11 protein-coding genes are annotated in these 17,405 nt (G+C 50.0%); 10 read left to right on the top strand and 1 reads right to left on the bottom strand.

The window, feature by feature from the left end:
• Positions 1-6: 6 nt before the first annotated feature.
• The 7 genes from AC3Y2E_RS28075 (at position 7) to AC3Y2E_RS28045 (ending at position 10,108) form a co-directional block, all read left to right on the top strand.
• Positions 7-1,350 carry an ABC transporter substrate-binding protein gene (locus AC3Y2E_RS28075; RefSeq protein ID WP_379216395.1) on the top strand — a complete coding sequence of 448 codons (1,344 nt, stop codon included), beginning with the start codon at positions 7-9 and terminating at the stop codon, positions 1,348-1,350.
• Positions 1,351-1,410: 60 nt separating this feature from the next.
• The gene (locus AC3Y2E_RS28070) at positions 1,411-2,982 is read left to right on the top strand and encodes a type 2 periplasmic-binding domain-containing protein (RefSeq protein ID WP_379216393.1); all 1,572 of its coding nucleotides are present in this window, start codon (positions 1,411-1,413) and stop codon (positions 2,980-2,982) included.
• A 90-nt stretch (positions 2,983-3,072) separates the two neighbouring features.
• Complete coding sequence (locus tag AC3Y2E_RS28065; RefSeq protein ID WP_379216391.1) at positions 3,073-4,083, top strand: Gfo/Idh/MocA family protein; 1,011 nt, start codon at positions 3,073-3,075, stop codon at positions 4,081-4,083.
• Between the two features lie 193 nt (positions 4,084-4,276).
• Entirely contained in the window at positions 4,277-5,224 is a 948-nt protein-coding gene (locus AC3Y2E_RS28060; protein ID WP_379216389.1) for an aldo/keto reductase, read from the top strand.
• A gap of 708 nt (positions 5,225-5,932) precedes the next feature.
• Complete coding sequence (locus AC3Y2E_RS28055) at positions 5,933-6,766, top strand: class I SAM-dependent methyltransferase (protein WP_379216387.1); 834 nt, start codon at positions 5,933-5,935, stop codon at positions 6,764-6,766.
• A gap of 638 nt (positions 6,767-7,404) precedes the next feature.
• Entirely contained in the window at positions 7,405-7,878 is a 474-nt protein-coding gene (locus tag AC3Y2E_RS28050; RefSeq protein WP_379216384.1) for a GNAT family N-acetyltransferase, read from the top strand.
• Between the two features lie 538 nt (positions 7,879-8,416).
• Positions 8,417-10,108, top strand: a complete 1,692-nt coding sequence (locus tag AC3Y2E_RS28045) for a polysaccharide deacetylase family protein (RefSeq protein WP_379216382.1) — start codon at positions 8,417-8,419, stop codon at positions 10,106-10,108.
• 118 nt (positions 10,109-10,226) lie between these two features.
• On the opposite strand, the gene AC3Y2E_RS28040 is transcribed toward AC3Y2E_RS28045, so the two are convergent.
• Positions 10,227-11,042, bottom strand: coding sequence for a helix-turn-helix domain-containing protein (locus tag AC3Y2E_RS28040; protein WP_379216380.1), 816 nt, complete (start codon positions 11,040-11,042; stop codon positions 10,227-10,229).
• Positions 11,043-11,233: 191 nt separating this feature from the next.
• Here AC3Y2E_RS28040 and AC3Y2E_RS28035 point away from each other — a divergent pair, with 191 nt between their 5' ends.
• The 3 genes from AC3Y2E_RS28035 (at position 11,234) to AC3Y2E_RS28025 (ending at position 17,248) form a co-directional block, all read left to right on the top strand.
• Complete coding sequence (locus AC3Y2E_RS28035; protein ID WP_379216378.1) at positions 11,234-12,385, top strand: amidohydrolase family protein; 1,152 nt, start codon at positions 11,234-11,236, stop codon at positions 12,383-12,385.
• On the top strand, positions 12,382-12,738 hold the full coding sequence (locus tag AC3Y2E_RS28030; RefSeq protein ID WP_379216376.1) for a Rieske (2Fe-2S) protein: 357 nt from the start codon (positions 12,382-12,384) through the stop codon (positions 12,736-12,738). The genes AC3Y2E_RS28035 and AC3Y2E_RS28030 overlap by 4 nt, the downstream gene beginning before the upstream one ends.
• Before the next feature lie 118 nt (positions 12,739-12,856).
• The gene (locus AC3Y2E_RS28025) at positions 12,857-17,248 is read left to right on the top strand and encodes a carbohydrate binding domain-containing protein (protein WP_379216373.1); all 4,392 of its coding nucleotides are present in this window, start codon (positions 12,857-12,859) and stop codon (positions 17,246-17,248) included.
• Positions 17,249-17,405 lie beyond the last annotated feature (157 nt).

Here is a 17,405-nt window from a genome sequence, read left to right as displayed (position 1 = left end):
TTTTTCATGAGGGGACGGTTAAAAACGGTACCTTTCTCGCTGCTCGCTATTGCACTGCTTGCCGGCTGCGGCAGCGGCGGGGCAACAGGCGGAGACAAGACCGAGAGCGGCAATGGGGACAAGGGTAAAGCGGAGGAAGGAAAAAACAAGGAGCCCGTCGAAGTTGTATTTTATGCCCAAAACGGCATGACGCCGGCCGATTTCGACAATCGGTACGGCAACAGCCTGAGAAAGAAATTTCCCCAGTATACGATCAAGTATATCCAAAACACGGGAAAAGGGATGGACGTCGCCAGCATGCTCGCCGCCGGTACGCACTACGATGTTTATTTCGCCAATGTCGGTTACTTCGAGGACGAATTCATCTCTTACAATTTGCAATTCGACATGTCCGATCTGATCAAGCAGCACAAGGTCGATCTCAACCGGTACGACCCGTCGGTCATTAGCGGCGTCAGAGCTTCAAGCTACGGCATATATGCGCTTCCCGTCGTAACCGATTCGATAGGAATCATGTACAACAAAGATATTCTCGATAAGTTCAGCGTCCCTTATCCGAAAGACGGCATAACCTGGGGGGAACTCTACGATCTGTCTCGCAAGTTGACAAGAACCGAGGGGGAGATAAGCTATATCGGCTATGCGCCGTTTGTTAATTACATGTTATATATGAATCCGCTTTCTATTCCGCTTGTCGATGAAAAAACGGGCACGCCCACCATCAACCGGGACGAACGATGGAAGAAATTTTACCAGACCTTGCTCATCGCCCCGACCGAAGTGCCCGGCGTTCAGGATTACTTGAAGAAGCACGACGTGCTGAACGGTTTTTTCATCGATCAACAGGTTGCGATGCTCGGCGGCATTACCGCTTTTGCGGCCAACAGCCGCGGCGACCAATTGAGCAAATTCAACTGGGACTGGGTAGCGATGCCTCCGTTCCAGGATTTGCCGGGCGTAGGGGGTCAGCCCTATACCCAATATTTCGGCATTACGCGGATGGCGAAAACCAAAAATACGGCGGATGCCGCAATGGAAATGCTGAAGCATCTCAGTTCGGACGAGTTCCAGACGGAAATCGCTAGAAAGGGTTTTATGCCGGTCCTGAAAAATATGGACGTCAGGAAAGAATTCGGACAGGATACGAAGTATAAGGATAAAAATTGGGGCTCCTATTTCTATAATAAACTGGCCGAGGTCCCGTATAAGAGCGTGTACGAAATCCCGATCTCGAATCTGTATGTGGCTAATATGAATCAGGTTATGAAAGGCGAGATCGATTTGAATACCGCTTTGCGGCTGTCGGAAGAAACCGCGGCGAAGAAGCTTCAGGAGCTTAAAGCCAAGTAGACACAACCGCTTGCCGCCTGATGGTCGCGGCGTCTTACGGAGCAGAGGAGGCTTGAAACGATGAGATTGCGCCTATGGATCAGATCCGCGCTTGCCGCTATGCTCCCGGTTCTCGCCATCGCTGCGTCCGCCTGCGATTCGCCCGTTCCGGAGCGGGACGGATCGAACGAAGGCCAACCGCACAATCCGGGCACCCCAATCGTCGGGCTGAACTGCAATCCGTCCTTCGACCGGAAAACGGCCGAGGAGAGACGGGTTCACGACTTGATTCTGGAAAAAACAGGCGCCGATGTCCGGATCGTCTTCTCGGATGGAGGGGCCGGCGGACCGTGCAAGTCGAAGCGGAATAGGATGCTCTCCTCCGGCGAGCAGTTGGATTTCGCCGAATTGTCTATATCCGAAGCGGTGCAGGCGTTTAACGAAGGCCTCATTTTACCCCTGAACAGTTTGCTGGACAAATATGGTCCGAATTTGAAAAAAAACGTTGTCCCTGAAGCGTTCGAGAGAGCGACCTACGAAGGGAACATACTCGGCATCCCGATCGAGAACGGGCTCCTTACGCTTTATGCGCTGCAAATCAGGGCTGACTGGCTCGCAAAGCTGCAGCTTCCAGTCCCGAACACAATAGACGAATACGAGCGTGTGTTACAAGCGTTCAAGGAACGCGATCCGGACGGGAACGGAATGCCCGACACAGTTCCTCTGGCCGTCGCTTCGGGCGGTGCGCTTGGCATGCTGGAAAGCGTATTCGGTCCGAGCTTCCTTCCGCAGGCGAATGGCTGGTGGCAGGACGCCGACGGCAGACTAATGCCCCCGGAGCTTCACCCCGGCTACAAAGCGTTGTTGGCCCGGCTAGTCGACTGGAACAAGAAAGGATACTTGTGGTCGGATATGCTCTTGTCGTCGGCAGCCAAGCAGCAGGAGCTGATCGCCGGCAACAAGGCGGGCTCGGTAGCTGCCACGTTTTCGGGGACGATCGTCAACGCAGGCGAGATACTCAGGAAGTCCGTCCCGGACTACAGTTACCTCCCCGTCGTGTTGGAGGGCCCATATGGCATCAATCGGTTGCCTGCCGCTCCTATCGCTCATTCGGTGTGGGTCATTTTCAAGAAAAACGCCGATCCTGAAACTGTTATGAAATATTTCGACTACCAGGGAACTTACGAAGGGAATATGCTGACCTACTTCGGCATCGAGGGCGACAATTACACGACAGCGCCGGGAGGCATGGTCGAATTTATCGCGGAGGACAAAACCGACCTGGCCAAAGCGAACTATTACGCCAAATACAAAACGGTATTCATCAACTGGCCGGGTAAGCCGGTATGGCCGGTCAACGCCTGGGTTTCCGGGGAGTACAACCTGAAGAGGGAGCAGATGAACCGGCTGCCAAGGTTCGAGCCTATCGACTCCGGTGTGTTTTTCGACACGACCCAATGGGAGTCGTTCCCGAAGCTGAACGACCTGAACGCTTATCTGAGCGAGCAGAAGGTCAGAGTGTACAACGGCGAAATTCCCGTCGACAGCTGGGACGGTATCGTGGGTCGCTGGCTCGACATGGGCGGCCGGCAGTTGATCGACGATCGCAACAAGCAGTACGCGGCTGAAGCCGTCCGGCAGAGCATCCGGTGAGAAGTCGCCATGACCGGAAAAGGCTACAGCTGCAAGGCGGAGATAAGAGGTATGACCATCTTATAGGGTAAAACATGATAAGGAGCGGCCATGAACAAATATCGAGCAGCCGTAATCGGACTGGGCTTTATTGGACTGAAGTCGGACATCCCGCGGAAACATTTGCCGCAAAGCCATGCGCTGGCTTACCGGATGAACCCCGATATAGAATTGTCAGCCGCCGTGGGCGTTCGGCAAGAGCAAGGCGATCAGCTTGCCCTTGTAGCTCCGGATACGAAATATTACATGGATTTGGGAGCGATGCTGGACGAACAGCGGCTTGATGTGATCAGCATCTGCACCCCGGAGCACGTTCGTTTCGAGCTGCTTCAGACCGTGATGTCCCGGTCGGCTGCACCCGTACTGTTTTTGGAAAAACCGGTCGCGACCAGCGTTGCGGAAGCAGAGGAGATTGCTGCGCTCGCGAAGCGCCACCGGCGAACCGTAATAGTTAATCTGTCGCGAAGATGGAGCGACGGGGCGCGCCAAATTCGGCAAGCCGTGCAATCCGAAGAGTTCGGCAAGCTGACCAACCTGCATCTGCGGTATACGAGAGGCGTGCACAACATCGGCTCCCATCTATTTGATCTTGTTCGGTATGCAGCCGGAGAGATCGATCGCGTTCAGGTCGTCAGGCAAGTCCCGACGAACATGGACAATAGGGGCGATCCGACGTTTTCCTTTCTCTTTTCGCTCACGAACGGCGTTCCCGGGTATGCAGAGGCATTCGACGACCGGAATTTTCTCATGTTCGAGATGGATCTGTTTTTTGAAAAGGGCAAGATCGAGCTGCTTCGGACAGGCGATGAAATCCGCTTTTATTCCGCAGCCGGGCATGCCTCGATTCAAGGATACCATCTGACGCTGAAGCGGGAGGAGCGTAACTTACTTGCCCACACGAGCAATATGCAAAAAGCGGTAGAACATATCGTCGACATTTTGCGAACCGGCGCCGAACCGGTCAGTACGCTGGAGGATGGCATCTACCCGCTGTATGTAGCGGATGCCTTGATTCGGTCACATCGGAACCACGGATCCGTACAGGCTGTAAGAGGAACGTGAAGCCGGATCGACTTGCAGGACCATTCAAATGGATGGGAGAGATATGCAAATGTCAGAAGTAATAAAGATCGGCAATCGCCGAGAACTGTTTTGGGACTTGGAAGCACGTAGAAGAGAGAGCCCCAGGTAGAAAATGAGGGCGCCGGTGAGGGGCCTGGTTAAACTTGAACGTGGAGGATGGAGGAAAAAGGATATGGAATCCGGCGTAGGATCGATGCGGAAGGCAGAGTTTCAGCAGTTATCCAAGCTGATGCTGGGCACGGCGCAGCTCGGCATTTCCGGCTACGGCATCGCCAACCGGACGGAGAACGTTGAAGCCGACGCACTGCTGGACCGATGTGTGGAGCTCGGAATCAACTGCTTCGACACGGCTTTGGAATACGGCGATGCCGAGCTCAAGCTGGGACGTTATTTCGAAGGGAAGCCTGCGCCGTTTCTCGTGTCGAAGGTAAAAGCCGATCTGGAGCTGGACCGGGCCGGGTTGGAGAAGCAGTTGACAGAGCGTGTCGAAACGATACTGGAACGGCTTCGGGTGAAGACACTTCCGGCGCTGATGATTCACGATCCGATTCTGCTGCAAATTTACGGAAGCGCGGTAACCGAGATTTTAACAACACTGCGCCGGGATCAGTTGATCGAGAGGGCCGGGGTGTCGTTCGGAGCGAATTCGGACGTACAATTTGCGTACTGCGGGCAGTTGCTGCGGGAAGACATCTATGAGGTGATCCAGCTGCCGCTCCATCTATGGGACCGGCGGGCCGTCGAGTGCGGGGCTTTATCCCGGTTTCGTGCAGACGGCAAGTGGGTAGTTGCCCGCAGCGTGTTTCTGCAAGGTTTGTTTTTTCGTCAGGCTGACGACTTGCCGGAACCGCTTCGATCGATGGCTCGGGGGGCGCTTGGGCAATTGGTTGAGATCGCGGAGGAGGAAGGGATATCGATCGCCGAGCTGGCGATGCGTTACGTTCGCGATACGGACGGCGTGAACGGAATTGTCGTCGGCGCAGAGCGTCCGGAGCAGTTGGATGACAACGTCAGGCTGATTTCCGGGAAGCCGTTGTCGGAACGAACGAGGAACAAGATCGAGAGCGAATTCCGCGATTTGCCGGAGATGCTAATAACGCCGGGGCTGTGGAACAAGTAACGCGTGATCTCGCTAGTCCAAGCGTTTAGAGGTACCCCAATGATTCGTTGTGCAGCCGCTTATACAGCGGCTTTTTTTAACACTTACGCGAGGTCATTCATCGAGGTTACGGCTTCGTTTAGAAGTTTTTCTTATTGGTAGGGTATTTCCTCGTGTTAGCGGTGAGCGGTCCAGCTTGGTTTACGATAGTGTGGCGGCCGTATGCTGGAAGGGAGCCTGTGGTGTGGATGGACCTCGGATCAAGCAGATTTTTGAACCACGATCCATCCGGGGCCGCCATAGCGGGGCGTCATCGGTCAGCCGGATTGGACTTGGAAGTGTGCGGTTGGAAGAACTGTTCGCACACAGCGGAAGTATGGTTTCCTCTATTTGTGAATTATACGCAGCTTTCGTACGAGAGCGGAAGTTTGGTTTCCTTTATTATGGATTTTTTAGCGGTGAGAAGCGATTCTATTGGAAATAACGGAACTGAATGTTCCGCTATTCACGGATATCCTGCTTCGAGCAGCAGATAACGGAAGTGAAACTTCCGAAAGAAGCTTCCGAGACCTATAGTGGCGTGTTGTCCATATAAATCCACCTCAAGGATTGTAGGATTCCGCAAAATCATTTACCATTAATGGAAAATGGTGAGTGGATGTGAAGCTTCGAATGTTTACATTTCGTTTATAGAGGATGTTGCATCACTAATAAAGGAGAGTGTAACGCGTGAGCGAAAATAAGATCGAGATGATCGTATTCCCAAATCCGATGCAGCACCCCGCATGGGTCCCACCACATAGCCCGGAATGGTACAGGAATCTGGATCAAGAACATGGAGAATACAAATATCCTTGGAAGTCAGAGTTTGATGAGCCGACCGCCGAGACGATCTTCACACAAAAAATAGTATCCTATTTGACGAGCGACTCCCGGATTCTTGATGTTGGCTGCGGGCATGGTGAATTTACATGTCAATTTGCGGCTCACGCCAAAACGGTTGTTGGAATCGATATTAGAGACAGCTTTATTGCGAAAGCGAACCAAATCAAGCCGGCGGATTCGGTCCATTTTATGACAGTTGATGTGAACAACGGTTTGCCGTTTCCTGACGATTCCTTCGATTTGGTCTATACCAAAAAAGGGCCGTGGTTGTTTCAAAGTGACGGGAACCGAGAAGGGAACCGGGTCATTAAACCGGGAGGAATTGCTCTGTTATTCCTTCATGGCGAAACGGATGGAGGACTTCGAGAGCTTTTTCCGGGGCTTTACACGCCCTTTACGCACAACCTTTACGATATGCAGCCTCTTGTCAGCACGCTCAAACTTAAAGAAAACCATTTGAATCTGATCGAGATTCAAATGATTGAAGAAACCGAATATTTGTCTACCCCTGAAGACGTTTTAATAAAGAAATGTTTCGGTCAAAATGCGAAGCTAAAGGAGTTCGTATGGCAGGAGTGCTTACCCGGTGTTGAGAAAATATTCAGAAAGAACGCAACAGCGAGAGGGTTAAAAGTAACAAACTACTATAGGATCGTTACGGCGAGGGTTGAACAATAAGAGCGGATCGGCGCAAAAGAAAAATTGCACACGACCCCGGGTTATCCTGAAGCGGGATGGAGTAACGGTTCTGGAATAGCACTGTTACTTAGAAATAGCAAATTGGGTCATAGGGCAGTTTGATTAAATCCATATTTCACCCCAAGCGAGCTTGCTTATTTTGATAAAATGGATGAAAACGTGCAAAAACCGGAAGAGGGTTACGCTATGACTCTGGAATCGTACTATGTTTTAGATAAAGAGATAGAGATCACGAAAGCAGATCCGAGAGAATTTGCCATCCATTACACCACGTATCGAGAAAACATATTTTTCAGGCAAAGCTGGGAGAGGCGGGTATCTATTTTCAGAGAGAACGCCCCTTGTTACTGGATTACCTTAAAGAAGCAGCGAATAGGCGGGGTATGCCTGGAACCCAATGCATTATCCTCACTGTTCATAGTGCCGCCATATGTAGATCTCTTTCGTGTTTTGATCCCCTTGAAGCGATTTTTGATTAGCTGTTCCGAACTGAACAAACCTATACAAGCGTACGGGATATTACCCTATCAAACCGAGCACTTTTTACGTTTAGGCTTCTGGCCGTCCGAGTGCAGACGCGTCATGATCAGGCCGACGGAGTTGATGGAGCAACCGGAGTGGGGGGAGAACTTGTTATTTCGACTCCCGGTGCGGAACAGATCGATCTAGTTGCCGAAATGTTATACGCATGCTACGCTAACGCTGACTGCATTGGATATCCGACAGAAAATTCGATAGAGCAACAAAAGTCGGCACTCGAGCATTACTTCAAAGCAAATCAGGCCGATCTGCTGAAAACAGCATCCACCCTTGTTACCGATAAGTCGAGTAACGAAATCGTTGCCGTCTGTTTGATTTCGATGTGGGAAGACCTTCCATTGGTGTACAACATTGCGGTAATCCCTCGTTATCGGAGCAGGCTACTCGCCACAATGATGCTGAAAAAGGCGCTTACGGTGCTGAAAGCGGAATTTGAGGTGCTTCGACTTTTCGTGACGGTAGGGAATTCTGCGGAGTCGTTGTACTATCGACTTGGTTTTTATCCGGGACCGGAGCAGACTACCTTTCAACTGCCTGTTAGAAACATGTGAATGATTTGTCCGCTAGAGATTATTATATGATTTGGCAATGACAGGTTTTGGAGGAGATTAACACGAAAACATATCCATTAACGCAAAGCGACCATGAGCTGATAGCATCGGCCCTGGAAGTATTAGCAAAAAACTTTGACGACGGAGTATACAACCATACGGTCGGTGGAGCGATCCGCTGTAAAAACGGCAACGTATAACTCGGCGTCAACTGTGATGGTATTCATGGCTCTTGTGCGGAATATATTGCGATCGGCGCCGCCATAACCGCGGGGGAGCGGGAGTTTGACACGATTGTGGCCGCCCACGACAAAGCCCTGAACGGCCTGCTCCCGCCATGCGGCAACTGCCGGCAGATGCTTTTCAATTATTGCCCGGACGTCAACGTTTGACCTGCGAAAAGGCTGTTCCATTTAGGAAGCTGCAATCTGACGGAGTGGAGGATTGTACAAAAAAAATAAAGATTTATTCATGGCAGTGCAATCGCTTCCTTTATTAAAATGAACGGAATAAGGAACCGCTCATTGGAGGAGACTGCATGAATAAATTGGCAAATATAGGCGTATTGCTTGATAACGAAGCCGCGCAAGCACGATGGGCCAAATCGGAAAACGTATTTGAAGGATTTGTTGTCGAAGTTTTGGAGCACGTGGGAATCCCCTTCCGCTTCCTACAATCGGCGGATGAGGTTGGTTCGTGCGATGTCGTTATTGTAGGGCTTGAACCTTTAGCTGCCGATTTATCCGCTCAGGAATCCCTGTGGAACTATTCGGAAAACGGCGGCTTGCTGATTTCGTTCGCCGGATTAAGCCGCTTCGCCGAACGATTGGGCTGCGAGATTGGTCCGACAACCGGTCCCGGCTACGCGTCGCTTCCGGATTACCTGGGAGACTCGCGACCGCTTCGTTATCTCGAATCCACGTCATGGGACGTAGTCCGAACTTCAGCTTCGGACACATCGTCCTTCGGCGTTCTTCGGTCATGTACTTCGTCGAAATGTAAAGGATTAGGCGCCGCGATGCAAAGTTTCCTTGTTGGCCGCGGTGCTCTCCATCGCTGGTCTGTAAATCTGCCTGCCACATGGGTAGGCTTGCAACAAGGGACAAAGCCGGTCACCCAGGACGGTTTCCCCGCTCCGGACGGAACGGCATCGATCGATGACCGCTTGTTAAAAGCTGATGACAGCTTCGAGTTGGATTGGGATATGGACCGGGTTAAAACGACGACGGGCGCCGCTTATTTCCCTCATCCTTATTCCGACCTTTGGAAAGAAGCCTTCATTAGTCATTTACTGCGGGAAACGGTAAAGCTGCAACTAACCTTGCCGTTCGTCGGATATTGGCCAAATGGAATCGAGCATGTAGCCATGATCTCTCATGATAGCGATCGAAACGTCGACGAGTCCGCCGTTACGACCCTTGACGTCTTGAAGGAGTGTAATGTGCGCAGTACCTGGTGCATGTTGGAGCCGGGCTACAGTGCTCCTATCTATGAAAGGTTGCTTGCGGAAGGTCATGAGCTGGCTCTCCATTATAACGCAATGGAAGATCAGAACGGCAAGTGGGACGAGCAGGAATTGGCGCGCCAGACCGATTGGCTGAAGCGGGCCGCTGGACTGGAGCATTGCATATCCAACAAGAATCATTACACCCGATTCGAAGGATGGGGCGAATTGTTCCGTTGGTGCGAGCGTCAAGGAATACAAGCCGATCAGACTCGAGGACCTAGCAAAAAGGGCAATGTTGGCTACTTGTTCGGAACGTGCCATCCTTACTTTCCGATTGCTTATTCAGACGAAAAAAATCGTTTCTACGATGTGCTGGAAATGGGTTTCTTAATCCAGGATCATCTGGATCATTCCTTGCTTGACGACGGCATTGTTCTTGCCTCGTTCCTTGAGGAAACAATGAAGGTGAAGGGGCTCGCTCATTTCTTATTCCACCCAGTTCATATACATAATCACTCCCATGTTAGAGAAACACTGCGTAAAGTGATACAAATGGCCAGCAACTACGGTTTCGTTTTTATGACGTGCGAGGAAATTAATCATTGGGAGCGAGCACGGCGCAGCATTCGTATTTTGGGAGTTAACGCTTCCGGGGATGCGGAGTTTGTAAGCGCATCTGCCGACAGTCAACTTCAGGAAGCTGTTATATGGATTCCAGTTGCAGACAATCAAAATCCGCTAACAGCCAGCACTGAGTACAGATTTGGCGTTGCCTGCAGGTAGCAGGTCATATTTTTTTAAATTTGCTTTCCAGCCGCAGCTTTGATTGTATGCGTATAAGGGACCGTTGATTCAGCCTCACTTTGCTGAATAAATCGGTCCCTTTCATTTTCCGGACGTTCTATATTTTTTTCATGACGGAGGAAGGAGGGGTTCCCGTAATTTTTTTGAATAACCGACTAAAATAATAAATATCTTTAAAGCCCAGCCGGTCGGCTACTTCGGTAATGTTGTATTCCCCACTTCGCAGTAAATCGATCGCTTTGCCAATCTTGATTCGGTTTTGGTATTGAATCGCCGTAAGACCTGTCGTTTTTTTGAATATCAGGCATAAATAGGATGAGCTGATACCAATTTCACGGCTCAACTCCTCAATTGAATAAAATGTCTCTTCGCTTGCTTCCATAAGTCCAATCAGCATTTCCACCATCCGCAGGTGAGACGTTTTGTGTTCCTGCGAATCGACAATTAATAAATGCAAAATGTCCATAATGCGACTGCGGCACCGAATCAAATAACCGGGTTGTTTTCCCGCCCAAGCCCGAAGAAGCTCTTGAAACACGAAAGCGATCCGGGTTTGATCCAGATTTTTGAATACATGATTTAATTGATCGAGTGCAGCTTTATCCGTCTCTCCCCCGAACTGAAGCTGGAACACAACAACGATATGTCTCCATTGATCCGATTCTTCCATGACTCTGCTGCGGGGCAAGTATCTTGGGAAAAACAATACGTGCCCTTTGGAGATGGTGTACTGCTGGTCGGAAATACTGTAGTTTGTCAATCCTTGAGTAGTCAGAGAGAGCACATATTCGTTCCTATTGACCGGAGCTGGAGTAGAATAGACTTCCACAGATTTTTTCGATTGCACTTCAACGACGTATTCCAGCTTAGTAACAGTAATGTCAAATTCGGACATAGCATGGAGCAGTTTCATAGTCCTATTCCTCCAAAAAGATTCTATCTTTTGAGTAGAAGATCGTACAAATAGAATATAGGATAATTCATGGAATGGCAGTCCATATCAACGCTATAATATCGGTGTCGCGACAAAACATCAACCTTAATATCCAATCAACCGGCTAAAATAATGAATGGCATGAGTTACACTTAGGAGGATTTATGACAATGAATGACACACCTGTCCTGATCGATACGGATGTTCATAACCAAATTGGCTCCTTGCTGCCATATTTGCCAAAAGCGTGGCATGATCGATATCGCGATGTAGGCCTGCCCTATGGCGCACAGTATTATTCGTCCATTGGTACAAACCGCAAGGATGCGGTTACGGACAAAGGGGGGGCTCCAGGTAGCGACCCACAGTTTCTAATCAGCGATCATATGGATCGTTACGGTATTGACTACGCCATTCTCACCGGATCCGGTGTTCTGGGCCTTTCACTGGATCCGGATCCGGACTATGGGAATGTACTGGCTGCTGCTTGCAACGACCGTATGGTCGACACGTGGTTGAATGTCAGCCCACGATTCAGGGGTTCCATCTTCGTAAACGCCTCTGATCCAGTGGCGGCTGCTGCAGAGATTCGACGACTCGCATCCAATCCGAGTATGGTTCAAGTGCTTATGGCAAGCGCTGCGCGCATGCCTTATGGACAACGTTTCTATCATCCGATCTACGACGCAGCGCAAGAGTGCGGCTTGCCCGTAGCGGTTCATCCCGGCACAGAGGGGAAAGGAATCTCGGGAGCACCAACACCATCAGGTTACCCTACCCGATATATGGAATGGCATAATATTTTGCCGACCAACTATATGACCCATGTAAACAGCCTCGTATGTGAAGGGGTATTTGAGAAATTTCCGAAACTGAAATTTGTTGCTATCGAAGGAGGGATTTCCTGGCTTCCGCACCTGATGTGGAGAATGGATAAAAACTATAAGGCTCTTCGCGAATCGACGCCGTGGCTGAAACGTTTTCCGTCTGAGTATATCAAGGACCACATCCGGCTGACAACGCAGCCAATCGAAGAACCGGACAATCCAGAGCATTTGTTACAAATTTTGCACATGATCGAGGCAGAGAAAACAGTCATGTTCTCATCAGACTATCCGCACTGGGATAATGACAATCCGAGAATGGCTCTTCCGCGGATGCCGAAAGAAATGAAGCAGCGTATTATGGCGGGAACCGCAGCAGAACTGTATGGGCTGCATACGAGACCCGAAAGGAAGAATGACCTTTCCGTTGACCTGGCCGAAAAAATCGCTAAGGAGTCGGAGCATTCACCCGAAAATGTTTGGGGAGAAGATGAATGAGCAGGCATTGGATTGGGAAAAAAGCCGATATACAGGAAATGAAAAAGAAGATCTTTAAAATCGAAGGAATAGAGTTCGGTTTGTACAACGTTCGGGGAAACTGGTATGCGTGGAGCAACTTTTGCCCTCATCAGGGGGCGGCTATATGCAAAGGTCCTGTTTGCGGGACACGACTTCCTTCACTTGTGTACGAGTACAACTATGGAATGGAAGATCAGATTTTGCGTTGCCCTTGGCACGGCTGGGAGTTCGATCTGACGAATGGACAATTATTGGTCGATTCAACGACGAAATTAAGGGGATATCCTGTGGAAATCGAAGATGAGGACTTGTTTGTCGTACTTCCTAAATAATGAAACGGATAATCGCTAGAGCAAAAAACGGTTTGCTAGGGGAGGGAGGGCGCATGCCCTCTAATTCCTTATCCGCTCAACAGCGATTTTCGATCCTTTATAAGGGAGGAATTGATTAATGAATTGGAATCGCTTACATTCAGAGTGTATTAGGGTACTTGCATTCACAATGGTACTGGCTGCCGCCCTTACGCCAACGTTTGTTGGAGCTCAGGACACAAGCACGGACCGATTTTTGAATGGGGATCAGAACGTGAATTTCGGAAGAGGCGTGTCCGATAATCCGAATGGCGGCTCGCTTGCCTGGGGCGAGAGCTACTATCTCGACAGCTACGTGACCATGTACGAAACTACCGGAGATTCAAAATGGCTTGACAAAATCGTTGACCACACCGACCGAATGATCGGCAACGCCACAGACCACGACGGTGACGGAGCTCTTGGCTGGAAAGATCACACAGCCGCCCACAACCAGCTTAAAAACGACACTTTTACGATCGAGGGGTCGATTGATTCCAGGGTTGAAATGGCCGTATACGGCTCATTCGAGCAGGATGCGGACAGCGATCATATACCGGACGGATGGACTGTGCAAGGGGCTGCAGGCTCCGTCTACCGCTCTACAGCCACAGGCTCTGCATTCAGCGGATCAGCCGGCGCCGTTGTTGAGAGCGACGGCATCAACGAGAATCGGCTCGTTCAGAACCTAGGCTATACACCCGGCATAACTTACAGGGTAGAATCGTTCATGAGCGTAGACTCGGAAATGACGCAAGCACTCGTACAGGTGTACAATGCATCAACGGATAGTGTAATAGGTTACGCGAGAGCTCATCATGTCGGGTTTGAACGCTATGTGTTTACATTCAAAGCACCGTCCAGCGGCACCCTTCAGCTTCGCCTTGGTCTGCAGAGCTATGACCAAACCGGATACAAGGCATTCTTTGATAACCTGTCCGTCAAGGCTTTGGATGATGCATTACCATTGGTCGAAAACGGCGGCATGGAGAGGTTGAACCCAGCGGACTCGACGCTACCCATCGGTTGGAGCAGAGTAGGATCGAATTCATCAAATGTTTACGTAAGCCCGGAATCGTCTTCCGGCCTCTATTCATTGGCTGTCACAACGGATAATACTTCATGGAAAATCGCTGAACAAGTTATAGACTATGTACCGTCGCAACCCTACACGTTATCGTTCAAAGGAAAGGTATCCAGCACGGCCGCTCAAGGGAGAGTGCAAATCTACAACGCAACGGACGGATTGGTAATGGCCTATGCAACTGTCGGATCCATGTCGTGGTCTTCGGGAAATGTATCGTTCACTGCGCCAGACACGGCAGGAAAAACTATCAAAATCCGATTATACCAGACGAACTGGAACTTGACAGGGTTCACCAGTTACTTCGACGATCTAGTATTGCTGGAGGACTCCCCGCTTATTAACGGCGGCATGGAGGAGCTGAACACCGTTGACCCGACGCTGCCGAACAACTGGACTCGAAGTTCCGCTTCTACATCGGCGAACGTATACATCAGCACCGACTCGGCTTTCGGCTCCTTTTCGTTGGCCACAACAACCGACAATACTTCCTGGGAAGTTGCCGAGCAAACAATTAGTTACTTGCCGTCACAAACTTATACGTTGTCTTTCAAAGGAAAAGTATCCGGTACCGAGGCGTCCGGACTTGTGTCAATCTATAATGTAACTGACGGCGTAACGATCGGGTCGACTACCTTCCGGTCAACAGCATGGGCTCCGCACAAGTTGACATTCACTGCGCCGGAGACATCCGGAAAAATACTTATGATCCGCTTGTATCAGAACAAATGGAACTTGACCGGGTTCACAAGTTACTTTGACGATCTGCAGTTGTACACGAGTTTCCCGGTATCCGCATTACTGAATACCGGTTTTGAGATCCTTGACGGATCGGATGCGACTCTCCCGCAAAGCTGGACCCGAATGTCAGGTACGACATCTGCGGATGCCTATTTGGTGACCGGCATTAATAACAATTACACCGGGACAAGAGGAGTTGCGATACAACCATCCGCCTCCGCTGTCAAAGGGTTGGAGCAGAAAATAGCCTACAGGCCGGGATCTGTTTATGTTTTGGGCTATAAGGGGCGCGCTGTCGACACGAACTATCCCGGTATTGTGGAAGTATTCAATGAGACCGACAATATTGTGCTTGCCGCCAGCACCTATTCCAGCCTCAAATGGTCGAACCGAACAATGGTATTCACCGCGCCCGATGTAATTGGAAAAGCGATTAAAATTCGAATATCACAGCCTGTATCGTCCAACGGTGCAATAGGCTACGTAGACGATATCTCTTTAAAGCGCCTAGCTCATACGGAAGCGGCAGCATGGACGAGAAGTTCTGAAACGACACTTGCAGAAGCGCACCGCACCAATGATTCTGCCATCTTTAGTGACGGGGCCGGCCTCGAACTCGTCCATGTAGATGCGACTGCGCCTATGATTTATCAAGAGATGTATAATTACAAACCGTATGTGAACTATGGCATTTCTTTTAGCGCCAAAGCATCTACAGGGGCAGTCGGGCAAGTTCGCGTATATGACAAGACAACATCTACCTCGCTCGGAAGCTGGAGCTTCGGTAACACGGATAAGCTCACCACAGTGAACGGTGAGTTCCAGACACCGGAAGCCGGACACGATCTTATAGTCGAAGTGTCCATTCCTTCCGGCTCTACTGGTGACACGATCTGGGTCGATTCCTTTGAACTTGGACAGCAATGGGAGCATATGGTGCATGAAGGGGTGATCATGTCTCCCGTCTTAAGATTTGTTAATAAAGTGATTGCGGATCCTTCCCTGCATGCAGCTTACTTGACCAAGGCTCATACATACCGCGATTTTACCGCGGATCATTTGTTCCGCAAATGGGACCCGTATTGGAAGCAAATAAGCGGAACGGATGGAGCGAACAACGGATCAGGTGTATACCTGTTCCCCGCAGGCTTCAGTACGGAGTTGTTCCCCGGCCGCAGTCTGCCGCATAATCAGTACTTGGCTTTTGCCCAGATGCTGTACTTACTTTATGAAGCTACGGAAGGGGACGCCGCCTACGACTTGGATCGTCCGCTATATTGGAGCAGGGCAAACGATATGTTGCGCGCTTTCAAAAGCACAGTCGTCCCTCATCCGCTGAATACGAATCTGACTACGGATGCTTACTTGTGGAACTATTGGGATAATATGGGCGATTGGGACAGCGGGCATTATGCCAGCTACAAGCAAGAAGACATATCCCATGCCGGTTTGACTATGGCGGGAGTGGTGGAAGCTTATCATCAAGGGCAAGTGTTTACCGCTGATGATATGGCGAAATTCACCAGAACGTTTACAGATGTGATGTGGAATAAGAGCCTTCCGGATCCGGTACTTTCGTATTATAACTCGAGGCAGCCTCTTGTTACGACTGATAAAACAAATACGAACCGGTTTCATTTTTGGACTCATTTTGCTGAATTCGACCCCCTGGTTAGAGATATTGCGAATGCAGTATGCGAATCAGATGGCTGCTCGACGGTAATAGCTTCAGGAGTTGCGAAATGGAGCGGAAACAAGGTTGTAAACTCCAACTTTGAACAGGCGGATCCGTCTGACACTACATTGCCGCAACGCTGGACGAGATATAATTCGACATCGGCAACAGCGGCATTGACTGAAACTGATACGGGATTGAACGATTCTTCCCTGCTCGTAACTACAGATGGAACAAATTGGAAAATTATAGAGCAAAGAATTGAACATTATGAACCAAACACACCTTATACCGTCTCATTCCTAAGTAAAAAATATGGAACGGTTAACGGAAGAGCTCAAGTTTATGACTACACGACCTCGACTAATCTGGGGCAATTGATTGTATCGAATACGAGTTGGGCGAGAAATGAGTTCACAATACAAATGCCAGAAGTTGGCCATGATGTTCGCGTCAGGCTATACACCTCCTCAGTGTCACCTGCCGGCTCATCGGTCGGATTCGATGATGTCCATGCTTATCCATCTTTATCTGATGGAGAGATTGCGAACGCCGGGTTTGAGACAGTGGACGTATGGGATTCAACACTTCCTCGCTATTGGGTACGCGGCGCATCAACGAATACCGAGAAGGCAGCCATTGACGCTACAGACAGATTTGCGGGGATTCATTCGTTCAAGATTGATTCTTCAGGCGATGGTGCAATCCAGGAGCTATCCTATGTTTGGTTAGGATATCGTCCGAGTACTTTGTACAAGGTAAGTTTTGCAGGTAAAGTGAGCGGAACCGCAGGCGGAAATCTTCAGATTATCGATACAACTACAAATACGATGCTGGTAGATCAAACTTTCACGTCAACTTCTTGGGCTACTCAGACAACTACATTTACTGCGCCTTCCGACTACAAGAATAAGCTGAAAGTGAGATTAACTCACGGTAACCCAAATGCCGCAGGTACGATGTGGATAGACGAGCTGAACATTACTTATTAATCACTGACGAGGATGGCACATGCCGCTGCCGTGAACAGGCGTTCACGCTGCTGCCGAGCGCAGCGCAGTTGCCGGGCTCGCTTACTTGACGACCGACGAGTTCCAAACGAGATTGGCGCAAAATCGGTAAAGTACCCTTTGCAGGGTGACTTCACTT

Source organism: Paenibacillus sp. MAH-35 (assembly GCF_058135425.1).
The sequence above is the reverse complement of the archived record's forward strand: the minus strand, read 5'-3'. Positions and strand labels throughout refer to the sequence as shown.